The sequence below is a fragment of the Microcoleus sp. Pol12B4 genome (genome assembly GCF_036701385.1).
GTDB lineage: Bacteria > Cyanobacteriota > Cyanobacteriia > Cyanobacteriales > Microcoleaceae > Microcoleus.
This window is the reverse complement of the sequence record NZ_JAUBQR010000194.1, coordinates 1-12,800: the sequence shown is the minus strand read 5'-3', so window position 1 is coordinate 12,800 and position 12,800 is coordinate 1. Positions and strand designations below refer to the sequence as shown.

Below are 12,800 nucleotides of genomic sequence, written 5' to 3'. Positions count from 1 at the left end.
ACGGGCATCGGCTGATTTACGGCATCAATTCCTAACAAACGGTGGGCTTCTTCCCAAGCAAAAGGAATTTTGCTCATAATTTTTTCGCGTCCCATGTGCCGCAAATCGAGGTAGATAAAGGGGCCGCCGGCACTACCGTCAACATTAATTCCTCGGCCGGCGCGAATTTCTATGGAAATTGACCGCGAGGTAATATCCCTAGGCGCTAATTCCATCCGCGACGGGGCATAGTTCGCCATAAATCGATCGCCCTCGGAATTAATCAAATAAGCGCCTTCGCCCCGCACAGCCTCCGAAATCAACACTCCCACGGGATACAAACCAGTCGGGTGAAACTGCACGAATTCCATATCTTCCAGCGGCAATCCAGCTAAAGCCGTCATCGCCAAACCGTCTCCCGTCGAGGCGTAATCGTTCGACGTGGTATTGTAAACTCGGCCGTAACCCCCCGTTGCAAACATCACCGCCTTAGCACGGACAACCTCAATTTGACCGTCTAGAAGGCGGTACATAACTACCCCCTTGGCTTGGCCTTCTTCCAAAATTAGGCGCGTGACATACCACTCCTGATAGATGTGAACTCCGCAGCGGCGCAGATTGTTGACTAATTCGTGGAGGATGGCGTGACCAGTTTTGTCGGCGGCGTAGCAGGTGCGGCGGTGGGAATGTCCGCCGAAAGCGCGCTGGGCAATTCTGCCGTCTGGGAGGCGGGAGAAGAGGACTCCCATGTGCTCTAAATCTATGACTACACCGGGGGCTTCCCGGGTGAGGATTTCTACCGCGTCTTGGTCGGCTAAATAGTCTGAACCTTTTACTGTATCGAAGGCGTGGGCTTTCCAACTGTCTTCGGGATCAACATTTTGGAGGGTGGAGGCCATGCCACCTTGGGCTGCGACGGAGTGCGATCGAATCGGGTGAGTTTTGGCGACGACAGCTACCTTTAAACTGGGGTCAGTCCGAGCAATTTCTACTGCGGCGCGGCAACCTGCTAAACCGCCGCCTACAATGATTACGTCGTGTTCTAGCATTTTTTTGAATTCTTTTGAGTGTTCTGCTCAACTTATGGTGACGCAAAAAAAAACTTCCTACCAAAAGAGAAGGAAGTTTTTTAACTTTTGATTTTCCATTCAAATCAAAAGTTAAAATCTCAAATTGGACTAGCCGGCGCTTTCGGCAGGGTTCTGAAGCGACTGATTTCCCGTTGCAGAAGGTTGAGGTTCCGTACCGGGTTCTACAGCAAGCACTTCAATGTTATTTAGCAGAGTTGTAACGAAAGCAAACAGCAAGAAGGGCAGAGACAGCACTAAAATCAAGCCGACGGTAGCCAAGGCGAAGATTTGGCGGGCGCTACTCCACAAGGCGAGTGCTGACGCTAGACTTAGGAAGATGACTATCAGCCAAACAATGATTTGACCGTAAATGTCGCCAAAGGTGAGCGTACATCTAAGGCGATAGTTTTGGATGTTATTCATTTGATGCCTCGCGAGATTGCTATTACGACTTGTCCAAAAATACTTTGACAGTGCGTCAATGCCCACTGTAAATTTCTAAGTTTAGCTGCCGCAACTTGGTTTTGGGGTTGTTGTAAACATTCTTTAATAAGTTGCGACAACACTTGCTATATCTTTGCTTCATACTGTGAAATTCTGCCGAAACAGTTGGCGATCGCACTCCGACGCCTAGAAACCGGGTTTTTTACTGTTTTGGCGGGCTGACTAGAAGGAAACACGCGAAACAACCAAGGTGATGGCCACCCGTGTGTCTAGGATTACAAAACAAAGGCATAAGGGGAAAGTCTACTTTTTGAGGGAGCCCCGACTTGGTAAAGAAATGTTAAGCTGCATGGCAATGGAATCAACCTTTATAGTGTCCCACCTGTCTTTTGGCCCATGTTTTCAGAGAGCAAATTGCTGATTTCGCGCTGTTTCCTGGCTGGTTTGGGAACGCAGATGTTTCTGTACCGCGAAGACCGGATTCCCCAGGAGAGTCCGGTGCTGGTGGTGAGCAATCACCGCAGTTTCTTAGATCCTGTGCTGCTGACGGCGGCTTTGGGTCGATCGATCCGCTTTGCTTGTCATCATTACATGGGTCAAGTTCCGGTGATGAGAGAAATTGTCACGACTTTCGGCGCTTTCCCCTTGGAAGCACCGGAACACCGACAGCAGCATTTTTTCTCTCAAGCGACAGCGCTGCTGCAAGGCGGGGAGATGGTGGGGGTGTTTCCAGAGGGTGCAGAACCGATGGTGAAGCTTACTGGCCCGAATACTGTGGGGAAGTTTCAGCGGGGATTTGCTCATTTGGCTTTGCGGGCACCGGTGCGGGATTTGGCAGTGTTGCCGGTGGCGATTAGTTCTTTTGAGGAACACTCAGTACGATCGGGTGTACCGCTCAAGTTGTTGAGTTTGTTTGATCCTTCGGAACCGCTGTTCGATCGCTCTGGATGGCATCCTGTGATAATTTATCAGCGAGTTAATGTTTTAATCGGCCGGCCTTACTGGATTACTGTCGAGAGACAGCAGCAATATCAAGGCAAAAAAGCCAAAGCAGTTGTGGCTGAACTCACAGACCACTGTCAGGGCGAAATTGCAGAATTACTCCAACGAGGTTGTTTGTAAGTTTGTTGAGTGTTGACTATTGACTATTGGCTGGTGTCAGATTTCCAATCTAAAATCTAAAATCTAAAATCGATTGACTTGAATCATGGCAAATGCTAACGATAAGGTTCGTTTCCTAACCCCCAGACCCCCGAAACCCGATCGCCCTTTATTTGTATTTTTGCCCGGTATGGACGGGGGCGGCTTGCTGCTGCGATCCCAAATTCCTAAATTAGCCAATCATTTCGACATTCGTTGCTTAACTTTACCTGCGGACGATAGGCCTAGTTGGGACGTACTGGTTGGGGAAACAATTGCCTTAATTGAAGCCGAAAAGCAAGCCGGAAAGCCGAAGCGGCCGGTTTATCTGTGTGGCGAGTCATTTGGGGGCTGTTTAGCGATGAAAGTGATGTTAGAAGCTCCCAAATTGTGCGATCGATTAATCTTAGTCAATCCAGCTTCTTCCTTTCGACAGCAGCCTTGGGTGCAGTGGGGTTCGTACCTGACTCAGTGGCTGCCGGCCAACCTTTATCCGCTGTCTGTAATCGGTTTATTGCCGATATTAGCATCATTAGGAAAGATTGGGCGCGACGATCGCCGCGCTTTGCTAGAAGCGATGCAAGCAGTACCGCAAAACACGTCTGTGTGGAGATTAGCGTTAGTGCGATCGTTTAATGTTGACGAAAATCAGTTGCGCGGCATCAAACAGCCGACGCTAGTAATTGCTAGCGGTGCGGATCGGCTGCTGCCTTCCTTAGCAGAAGCGAAGCTTTTAGTCAAGGTAATTCCCAAGGCTCAAATGGTACTGCTGGCTAACAGCGGCCATGCTTGTTTGTTAGAAACAGATGTTGACCTTTTTGCGATTATGCAAGCTCGCAATTTTTTGACAAAATCCGAAGAAAATCTGTCATTAGTCAGCAGTCATTAGTTATTAGTCAATAGTCAATAGTTAATAGTCATTAGCTATAGTTAATAGTCATTAGCTAAGACTTCTCACGTAGGAGTAAGTCGGTGCAAAATTAGAGATTGGGCTATCGGTAAAGTTCATATCCCAATTAACCCGCCCTGCCACTCATTAATAACTCCCTAAATGCCAGCAACTAATGACTAATAACTAATGACTAATAACTAATAACTAATTAAGATTTAGCCATTTTTGAGCGTTAAGTCGCTGGACGACGCCAAACACCATGAGGTCTAGTGTTACCTTGCGCTCATCTATCAAAAAAGGCTCTAAAGTGCTAGTTTTGGTATTATTTTCAGCGCAGGAAAACGCCCTTTGACTTTGAATATTTTCTTGAGGAAAATACAGGTTAAATTGGCGTTGACCTTCTTGAAATTTACCAATTACCTGCCAGCAATCGCCGGCGGAACTCATGCCGGCAACGGGGAGTTTTTGCTTGGTCAAACTCACCTCTAAATCCTTAACGCCCTGCTTAGTCAAAGCAGTTTGCAAAGCGGGCAAATAATCTTGTTGAATAAATTCCGCAAAGGGCTTGTCTTCAACAGCAGGTGCTTTTTCCTTTTTAGCTTTAGCTGGTGGCTTGTCGCCTTCGGCTTTGGCTGCGGGCTTTTTAGCCGCAGGCTGAGGCTTGTCAGTGCTGGGTAAGTCGGTTGTCTCGGCTGTGTCGGAACTCGGGGCGTTCTCGATCGCAGCACTGGGAGTTTCCGATTCTCCAGCGGTAGGATTTTTCGGTTCTTTGGGCTTTTTAGCAGCCGGCTGAGGCTTGTCAGTGCTGGGTAAGTCGGTTGTCTCGGCTGTGTCGGAACTCGAGGCGTTCTCGATCGAAGCACTGGGAGTTTCCAATTCTCCAGTGGTAGGGTTTTGCGGTTCTTCTGGCATTAACGCTTCCTTTTAAAAGTGATGGGTAAAACGAGTTGTGAGTGCAGGTGGGGGCGATCGACTTTTTTGATCGCCCCCACTGTTTATCGAAAACCAAGCGAGAGAGAATTACTCGTTCCAAAAAATTTGAACTCAAAACACTCTCAGAGGGCTATCGTCGGCAAACATCACAACTCCTTTGGTTATTCTAAATCTCAGCGACAGCTCGTTCAATCAAACGGCGGGCGAGAGTTTGAACGCCGGTGTGTTCGTAGTAGTTGGTAGTCATATCGAGGAATGCGCCCACGTAGTCCACCTTGTCAGCAGAAATTTCCACAAAACTCTGCAAGTGGCCGAGTACATTCTGAGGAGTCAAACCTCGATCGCTCACAAAAGAGCTCATCCAGCCGGAAACTGAATTAAAGCTTTCGCCAATAAAGCCAAGTTGACCTGCGGGAGAACCCCCAGGAATCATGCCACCGATCGACTTAAAGGCCGAATTATCTTGCAAATCGTTCGGGGAGAGCTTTTCAATCCAAGACTGAGTTGCCATGATAAAGTCCGGCCCCAGGGGAATCAAACCGTCAAAACAAACCAAAGCAGCCATCCGCATCAGGGATTCGCCGCCGTAGTCGCCCAAGGAAGCAGCAAAATCGCCAATGCTGTCGCCGGGAAGGCCGTTAATTTGGCAAAAAGCTAGCAACTCTGTGACTAATTTCAAAGACAGATCGATCGTTTGAGCTTTTTCAGCCTTGGGAGTGATATTGCCGAGGAACGACAAAAACGAGACATTTTCCGCAACTTTATTAGCGAGGGCCGCACTGCCCAAAGCCTTGTCGGCACTGTCAATAGTTTGGTACAGCCAGAGAGCGCGTTGATAGCCCTGAGACTTATCGTTGAAGAGGTAGATGGCGCGCTCGCCAATTTGCTGAATTAGTTCTTCGTCTGTTTCGCCAGTAACGGTGCGAATGGTATTTTCAAAGCCAACTAAATTGTTCCACTCACCGGGAACCACAAAGTCAAGCGCTCGCAGGGCTTTGACAGTCATGTTGTCTTGAGGCAGTGTATCGACTAATTCAAAGACTGTTTTGCTCACAAAAAACTCCTTTTGCTGGAACGAAAATCAAAGGTATTACTTTTGGCAGATGCCAAGAACTTCACAGTCTCATTCTGGCAGACTTAGTTCTAATAGCGCCAGACTGGAGTCGGGCGCGAAGTGTGACAAAAGACGTTGCTACTTGAGACGAGCGAGACCGCCGAGGTTAAATTTTGACAGCCAAGCTTCGCGATCGCTAGCGGTAAAAGAGGGGTTGCGGGATTGAACTTTCACCTGATAGCGATTTGCCACTAAAACAGCAGTGATATTAGCACCCTGATTAACAGCGGGATAGCCGCTGATTTGCTTGGTACTTTGCTGGAATTTTGCACCTGCGCTGGGGTTGCCGGCGATGTCGTTAATCGAGAGAACCGCGACATTTTTTCCGTCTTTGTTCAGCTTAGCTTCAGCAAAACCGGATTTTTCTTGAGCAAAAACGCGATCGAATCCACCGCCCGAAGACGGGAAGTATTTATTTAACTTACCGCCTGCAACTGCCTTCTTAGGCAGGTTTTGATTACTAGCACTTGATTTATCAGCAGTTGTCTGCTGTGCCTTACCAGGTTTTTGGGTGCTTTCCTGCTGAGCTTTGTCCCAGCGGGAGGGGGCTTGGGTTTGACCGCAGGCGGTCACTAACAGCAGTACCGAGATCAGGAATGGAGCTAAGATGCGGCGTGCGGGGGAAAATTGCATCGCTGTCTCCTCATTAGTAGGTTTCCATAACAATTGTGGCTCAGAATTGGGCAATTTGTGTGGTCTGAGCGGATTATTTGTCTTCTTTGCAAAAAAATCCTCTACCTGCAGGCAGAGGATTTTTTTGCAATTACGATTTTTGAAGGAAGAAAACTGAAAGATTGCTCCACAGATAAATTCTGGGGATGGGGGTAAAGAAACTAAGTTTTCTGATAGCCAGAAATCTCAAAACAATTTTTGCTGATTTTCCCTAGATTAATCTAGAAATTTCAGAGCAATTGTTCATCAATCGTCTTACTTCGGCTTTCCAACTTAGGTCTTACTTTAGAGATAAGGCTCAGGCGTCGCTTTCAATGTAGATAAACAACAAACCCATTACCACAACCGGCATCAGCCAGGTAATTAGCGGAATCAAAATCCACGGCAAAAAAGAAGCAGCGTAGGAACCTGTCATATCAAATTCTCCAAACTAAAGTTAGTGTGTTCCAACAGGGATATTGGGGAGTGAAGCCTAATTGTTGACTAAACCCCGGAAAATGGCATCAACGCCGTTAAAGTTTTCCAGTAAGAAGTAAGCAGCAAAGACGCCGCTCATCCCGCCAATGAAGAAACCAGCGGTTAACTGGCTCCACCCTTCAGCATTTCTGAGGGAATCGGGAGTCATCGGATTAGCGCTAGGGTAGCTGGTGTTGTCTTGTTTGAAAGAGACTAAACCGTAGGCAGACATACCTAGTGTGCCGAGCAGAACTAAGACGAGGGCTGTAATTAGTCCGCCAAGATTAGCTGCTTCTGGATAATCCCGTAGGGGCCCGAAGACGATTTCGGGGCCGACGAGGAAATAACCGTGTGCCAAACCGATTTCTAGACCTCGAACTAGGGGCGAGAGTCCTTTGCGGTAGGCAGGCAAGTTCCCAATAAATGCTTTTGTGAAGTCAGAAGCACTGATGGGGGTGGCTAGATGACCCGTGAAGGGGTCGCCGTTAAAGGGTTTAATAAGCTCTGCATCTCTGGGATCGGCCATATTCTGTTTGTCCTCGCAGTTTAATAAAGTTGAGGCGTTCAAGTCATATTTTACGCAGGGAGGTGTTTCCTATTTGCATAATTGGCAGCAAGCTTTAGAAAAGTTCACTATTCTTTAGTTTTTGGAAGAATTTTTCTTTTGCCTCTTATACCAGAAAGCGAGTCGATCGGGCGACACTCCCAAGAAATAAGCGATGATTACTATTTGATTAATGGTGGTGGTTTTGAGGACCCCAAGCTGCTGCCAGCGACGGGCGGAGGTCAGGACTGCCTGGGTTACTATTTCAATGCGGCCTTGTTTTTTCAACCGTCGCACGAATTCAAAGTCTTCCATAACGGGCAAGTCGGGAAAACCGCCGATTTTCTCAAAGGTAACTGCGTTGAGGAAAATCGCTTGATCGCCGTACGGCATTTGCAGAAAGTTCGATCGGCACTTTACCCCTCTTTCTACCAGCCGGAGGCTGAGCCTGCAGGCGTCAATCTTGAGTTCAAAGGCCCCCGCTACAGCAGACGGGTTAGCTAGTACCCGACGCGCGCTATCGTCGTACCCGCGAGGCAAAAGAGTGTCTCCGTGGAGAAACAGCAATATGTCTCCTGTAGCAGCAGAAGCACCTGCATTCATTTGGGTGGCGCGGCCTGGGGCGGTGGAGATAACTCGGACGCCCAAAGATTTTGCTATATCCGCTGTACCGTCGCTACTGCAGCCGTCGGCGACAATTATTTCGACATTTTTGGCCTGAAGGGCGCTGGAGATGACTGAGGCAATTGTAGGTGCTTCGTTTAAGACTGGAATGATAATGGAAATTTTGAGATAGGGATTTTCTAGCGACATACAGAATTAAGCACCCGTGAGAGAGGGTGGGTTTTGTAAAAAGTTTATCTGTTATGAGAGCCAATTTTTTACGCCGAGATAGCCCCTACATTGGGCCTTAAGGTGGGAGGGCGAGTTTTGTAAAAAGCTGAGCTATCAGTTGCTCATTTTTTACGACGAGATAGCCCCTACATTTCGCTTTCATCTCACAGGACGGGTTTCCTACAAAGCTGAGCTATTAGTTGCTAATTTTTGGTGTTTCCTCGCGCCTGGGACAATAGTCCCAGGCGCTGTATAACTACTACTGATATTCAACATTTGGTTAGACAAATATAATTATTATATTATGAATTTTTAGTTACAAAATCAATTATTTTTTATAAAATTATAGATGACACTTTCTAATAAAATAGCTTTCTTAAACAGAGTTTAGTTATTTTAATATATTAATATCTAAACCGAGGAGATCTTCGGGTCTATCGATATCTGCAAGAGTGGGAAGATAAGCAATATTGAGGTCTAGCTTTTGGGCGATCGCCCGCGTACAAGCCAATACTTCACTACTTCCCCACTGAATGCCACCGAACAATTCCGGTATCGATCGCCGCAGCCCGATCAGATAATAACCTCCGTCTTTGGCAGGACCCAAAACTAAATCGTGCTGGCTCAATTCCTCAAAAGCTTGTGCCATGATTTCTGCTTTCAAACCAGGACAATCAGTGCCGATAATTGCAGTTTTCTCAACCCCTGAATTAAAAGATTTTTGAAACGCTGCTGTCATTCTTGCGCCCAAATCACCGTCTCTTTGATTTTGACAAATAATATCATTTCCCAACCACTCTTGCATCAGTTGTTGGCTGCCGCCGGCTCGGTGAATTTCTACGGATAATCGGCGGGCTTTTTGGAGAGAGAGAGCGCAGGCGATCGTCCGTTGAGCCATCAAGCGGTGAAGGTTGGCAGCACCTGCTTTTCCCAGCACCGGGATTAGTCGAGTTTTGGTTGTTCCCGGTTCGGGGTAGCGAGTGAAAACAATCAGTTTTTCGGACATCATTTATCGTTCAGGAGTTTTAAAGGAAGGAACCGCAGAGGCGCAGAGGAAGAGAAGAGAAAGAGCCAACAACTGCTTCACCGATTGCCGATCGATGTTGGTGGGTTAGGCGAGGACTTAATTTAATCGCCGCGTCCAACCCAGCCTACAATGTATTTACTGAAAAATAGCCAGCGGTTAGCTCATTTCTAGCATTCGTTGGATGGGCTGCAAAGCTGCTAGTTGAATATCTAGGGGCATGGTAATTTCAGGGGTTTGATTTTTCAGAGCTAGATACAATTTTTCCAAGGTATTTAATCTCATGTGCGGGCATTCGTTACAAGCACAGTTATTATTGGTGGAAGGAGCGGGGATGAAACGTTTGTGCGGAGCTTGCTTTTGCATTTGGTGAATGATTCCCGGTTCAGTCGCAACAATAAAAGCTTGGCTGGAACTAGCTTGAGAATATTTGAGCAAAGCAGTGGTAGAGCCGATATAATTAGCGTGGCGCAGCACAGGAGGTTCGCATTCTGGGTGGGCAATTATTTCGGCATCGGGATTTTCGATTTTGAGTTGAACTATCTTTTTTTCTGAGAAGTTTTCGTGGACCATGCAAGCTCCTTGCCAGATCTCCATGTTTCTCCCCGTTTGTTCCATGACGTAGCGACCGAGATTGCGGTCTGGTCCAAAAATTATCGGCTGATTTTTGGGAATTTGGTTGACAATTTTAACAGCGTTAGAACTGGTGCAAATTATATCGCTCATTGCCTTAATTGCGGCGGTACAATTAATGTAGGAAATTACCAAATGTCCTGGTCGATCGGCTTTGAAAGCTGCAAAGGCTTCGGGAGGGCAACTGTCGGCCAGGGAACATCCAGCATTTAAGTCTGGCAACAATACTAATTTGTCTGGATTGAGAATTTTTGCAGTTTCGGCCATGAAATGAACTCCGGCAAAAACTATGACATCGGCGCTGGTGTTGGTGGCTTTGCGGGCAAGTTCTAGGGAGTCGCCAATGAAGTCTGCGATGTCTTGAATCTCGGAGTCTTGGTAATAGTGGGCGAGAATGACGGCGTTTAACTCTTGTTTGAGGGCGTTAATGGCTGCAAACAAGTCGTGGGGCAGTCGGGTTTGAGTAAAGTTCGGAGCAGGTGCGGTGGTAAACACAGTTAGAATATTCCGGGGAAGGTGGCGAAGACAGCTAAAGTGTATTTTGAATTATAGTTGAATTCACCAAAAAGTGCTGGCTGTTCAGTGGGGTCAATCTAAAATCTCAAATCTCAAATCCAAAATATGCTGCGGGAGAGTGCAAAAATTGGTCGCTGTTTCTTATGCTGAGTAAGAAGGGGCTAGGGATCGATCGCACATGACAAATCACATGAATAAAGCTAAATCTATCAAAATTGCGGTGGTGGGGGACGTTCACGATCGCTGGGAACCTGAAGACGGCGAGGCCCTGAAGCATCTGGGCGTTGATTTGGTGCTGTTTGTGGGGGATTTTGGCAATGAGTCGGTGGAGGTGGTGCGGGCGATCGCTCAATTGGACATTCCGAAGGCAGCGGTGTTTGGGAACCACGACGCTTGGTACACGGCGACGGAGTGGGGCCGCAGTCAGTGCCCTTACGATCGCACTCAAGAAAATTGGGTAAAACAGCAGTTAGATTTAATGGGAGAAGCTCACGTCGGTTACGGGAAACGGGATTTTCCAGAATTGGGCGTAACTGTGGTGGGAAGCCGCCCGTTTACTTGGGGGGGATCGGAGTGGAAGTACGGGGATTTTTACTCGGAGTGGTTTGGGGTAGAAAGTTTTGAGGAGTCGGCGCGGCGCATAGCAGCGGCTGCGGCGGATGCCGATTGCGAAAATTTGATTTTTTTGGGTCACACGGGCCCGACGGGGTTGGGAGAGGCTCCTGAAGACCCATGCGGGCGAGATTGGAAGCCGCTGGGAGGGGATTGGGGCGACCCTGATTTTGCCGAGGCGATCGATCGAACTCGGAGTTCTGGGAAGCACATACCTCTGGTAACTTTTGGTCATATGCACCACAAACTGCGGCACACGAAGCACGAGTTGCGGAAGTCGCTGGAGGTGAGTGCGGAGGGTACGGTGTATTTGAATGCGGCCAGCGTACCGCGAATTGTGGAGAAAGAGTGCTCGAAACTGCGGAATTTCTCGATCGTCCTGCTGGAAAATGGAGCAGTGTCGGAAGTGTCTCTGGTATGGGTAGGCGCAGATTTTGCGGTAGAAAGAGAACAAATTCTTTATCGGCACACTGAATCTGCAGCTATTTGTAGTTAGAGACAATTGCTGGTATGATAAAATGAATTCGCCCGGAGAGGTGGCAGAGTGGTCGAATGCGCCTGACTTGAAATCAGGTGAACCGCAAGGTTCCGTGGGTTCAAATCCCACCCTCTCCGTTTAACAATTCTCTTGTCCGTTAAGGGTTTCAGATTCGCCCCCTCAAGAGTTCCGTTTTCCGCTCATATTTCGCTCACTCATGGTATTTCCCCAAAAAAAAAACACCCCCGCAGGGGTGCTGTTGCTTACCAGGTAATTTTTCTAGCTAACTTACTCAACTAAACTCTTCGTCATCCGCCGGGTCGCCGTAGGGGTCTTCGCTGGCCGGACTCACGTCGCCGAACATTCCAGCATCCGCTACGTAGTCTGCGGGGTCGCCGTAGGGGTCTTCGCTGGCCGGACTCACGTTACCGAACTGTCCGTAGTCAGTACCTGCATACTCTGCAGGGTCGCCGTAGGGGTCTTCGCTGGCCGGACTCACGTCGCCGTACTCTCCGTAGTCTGCGGGGTCGCCGTAGGGGTCTTCGCTGGCCGGACGCGCGTTGCCATACTGTCCGGGATTTGAGGGATCTTGGTAATTACCGTCAGGATCTAATTGCTCGCTGTCGGGCCCGACAATCGCATCTTTTAACTTCCGAAAAAATCCGTCTACCATGATAAAGTTCCTCTTTTTTATGTAGTGAAAAACTGGTGTTTTAGATTAGGAATCCCAGAATTAATTGAAAATCTCCAACGGGTAATCTAAAATCTCAAATCGTTAGGCTACTGGGCCGGAACAGGAGCTGTAGCTTCCGGCAAGCTAGTAAGGTCTCGACCAGTATTTTGGTTGTTGTAGCCCTGGAATTCCCGGTAACGCATTGCTTCGGACTCCGGAACTTTAATTCCTCCCGGCGGTGGCGTTACCCAGTGAGCGCGATTCTGGGCATCGCGGTAGTAAACGCGACCGTTTTTGGAAAGGTAATATTTTCCCTGCGGCCCCTGTTGTTGCTTGTTTTTATGCTGGTTGTAGAGGTAGTAAAGGGCCGCTGCTCCTGCTAAAGTAATCCCTACTTTTTGAGCATTGCTCAGTCCTTTTTTCGCTTGTGGGGAAGGAGCGGAGCCGCGATTAGTTTGCACTCCTCCAGCGCGAGTATCGTCAACAGGAGGCGGAGGAGCGTAAGTTCGCTCGCTAGAACCGCAAGCACTCACAAAGGGAAAGGTCAGCAGCGTTGTCAGCAGCAGAGCCACGAAGCGCGATCTTTGAGGTTCGGGTTTGATTGTGTTCATTGCCGCTCCGAATTGTCGGGATGATAGGTAGGATGTGTTCTGGCGAGGTTGAGGAACCTGAGCTGCTGCTAACAGTTTTTAGAGTAAATTAATTTCTCGAAGCAATTTTGACCAAAGTAGTTGCTGAGAATTTATCAACAGCGCAGGTACGGTATTGCGTTTCTATTTAATCATG

15 protein-coding genes and 1 tRNA gene are annotated in these 12,800 nt (G+C 48.1%); 4 read left to right on the top strand and 12 right to left on the bottom strand.

Annotated elements, in window-relative coordinates; all coding sequences use genetic code 11:
- Both QUA38_RS22390 and QUA38_RS22385 read right to left on the bottom strand, forming a co-directional pair.
- A partial coding sequence (locus QUA38_RS22390) for an FAD-dependent oxidoreductase (RefSeq protein WP_333165703.1) occupies positions 1-1,028 on the bottom strand: 1,028 nt, incomplete at its 3' end.
- Positions 1,029-1,157: 129 nt separating this feature from the next.
- Positions 1,158-1,472, bottom strand: coding sequence for a hypothetical protein (locus QUA38_RS22385; RefSeq protein ID WP_190741078.1), 315 nt, complete (start codon positions 1,470-1,472; stop codon positions 1,158-1,160).
- A gap of 417 nt (positions 1,473-1,889) precedes the next feature.
- Between QUA38_RS22385 and QUA38_RS22380 the strand changes: the two genes are divergently transcribed.
- Positions 1,890-2,615, top strand: coding sequence for a lysophospholipid acyltransferase family protein (locus QUA38_RS22380; protein ID WP_333165701.1), 726 nt, complete (start codon positions 1,890-1,892; stop codon positions 2,613-2,615).
- An 85-nt stretch (positions 2,616-2,700) separates the two neighbouring features.
- Positions 2,701-3,522, top strand: coding sequence for an alpha/beta hydrolase (locus tag QUA38_RS22375; protein WP_333165699.1), 822 nt, complete (start codon positions 2,701-2,703; stop codon positions 3,520-3,522).
- Between the two features lie 207 nt (positions 3,523-3,729).
- Here the strand turns inward: QUA38_RS22375 and QUA38_RS22370 are convergent, their stop codons facing one another.
- The 8 genes from QUA38_RS22370 to nadA form a co-directional block, all read right to left on the bottom strand.
- Complete coding sequence (locus QUA38_RS22370) at positions 3,730-4,437, bottom strand: DUF2996 domain-containing protein (RefSeq protein ID WP_333165697.1); 708 nt, start codon at positions 4,435-4,437, stop codon at positions 3,730-3,732.
- Between the two features lie 187 nt (positions 4,438-4,624).
- On the bottom strand, positions 4,625-5,512 hold the full coding sequence (locus QUA38_RS22365; protein WP_333165694.1) for a hypothetical protein: 888 nt from the start codon (positions 5,510-5,512) through the stop codon (positions 4,625-4,627).
- Between the two features lie 138 nt (positions 5,513-5,650).
- Positions 5,651-6,205, bottom strand: a complete 555-nt coding sequence (locus tag QUA38_RS22360; RefSeq protein ID WP_333070012.1) for a hypothetical protein — start codon at positions 6,203-6,205, stop codon at positions 5,651-5,653.
- A 337-nt stretch (positions 6,206-6,542) separates the two neighbouring features.
- Complete coding sequence (locus tag QUA38_RS22355; RefSeq protein ID WP_293127047.1) at positions 6,543-6,659, bottom strand: photosystem I reaction center subunit VIII; 117 nt, start codon at positions 6,657-6,659, stop codon at positions 6,543-6,545.
- Positions 6,660-6,716: 57 nt separating this feature from the next.
- The gene (locus QUA38_RS22350; RefSeq protein ID WP_172191067.1) at positions 6,717-7,226 is read right to left on the bottom strand and encodes a photosystem I reaction center protein subunit XI; all 510 of its coding nucleotides are present in this window, start codon (positions 7,224-7,226) and stop codon (positions 6,717-6,719) included.
- Positions 7,227-7,340: 114 nt separating this feature from the next.
- Positions 7,341-8,057 carry a TIGR04283 family arsenosugar biosynthesis glycosyltransferase gene (locus QUA38_RS22345; protein WP_333165692.1) on the bottom strand — a complete coding sequence of 239 codons (717 nt, stop codon included), beginning with the start codon at positions 8,055-8,057 and terminating at the stop codon, positions 7,341-7,343.
- Between the two features lie 412 nt (positions 8,058-8,469).
- The gene (locus QUA38_RS22340; protein WP_333165689.1) at positions 8,470-9,087 is read right to left on the bottom strand and encodes a TIGR04282 family arsenosugar biosynthesis glycosyltransferase; all 618 of its coding nucleotides are present in this window, start codon (positions 9,085-9,087) and stop codon (positions 8,470-8,472) included.
- Between the two features lie 174 nt (positions 9,088-9,261).
- Positions 9,262-10,230 carry a quinolinate synthase NadA gene (gene nadA, locus QUA38_RS22335; protein ID WP_333165686.1) on the bottom strand — a complete coding sequence of 323 codons (969 nt, stop codon included), beginning with the start codon at positions 10,228-10,230 and terminating at the stop codon, positions 9,262-9,264.
- A gap of 211 nt (positions 10,231-10,441) precedes the next feature.
- Between nadA and QUA38_RS22330 the strand changes: the two genes are divergently transcribed.
- Together QUA38_RS22330 and QUA38_RS22325 are read left to right on the top strand one after the other, a co-directional pair.
- Positions 10,442-11,359: a TIGR04168 family protein gene (locus tag QUA38_RS22330; RefSeq protein ID WP_333165683.1), complete on the top strand. Its 918-nt coding sequence runs from the start codon at positions 10,442-10,444 to the stop codon at positions 11,357-11,359.
- Between the two features lie 34 nt (positions 11,360-11,393).
- Positions 11,394-11,478 (top strand) — tRNA-Ser (locus QUA38_RS22325).
- Positions 11,479-11,633: 155 nt separating this feature from the next.
- Here the strand turns inward: QUA38_RS22325 and QUA38_RS22320 are convergent.
- The gene (locus QUA38_RS22320; protein WP_333165682.1) at positions 11,634-12,014 is read right to left on the bottom strand and encodes a translation initiation factor; all 381 of its coding nucleotides are present in this window, start codon (positions 12,012-12,014) and stop codon (positions 11,634-11,636) included.
- A gap of 107 nt (positions 12,015-12,121) precedes the next feature.
- Positions 12,122-12,625: a hypothetical protein gene (locus QUA38_RS22315; RefSeq protein WP_333095905.1), complete on the bottom strand. Its 504-nt coding sequence runs from the start codon at positions 12,623-12,625 to the stop codon at positions 12,122-12,124.
- Between the last annotated feature and the right edge of the window lie 175 nt (positions 12,626-12,800).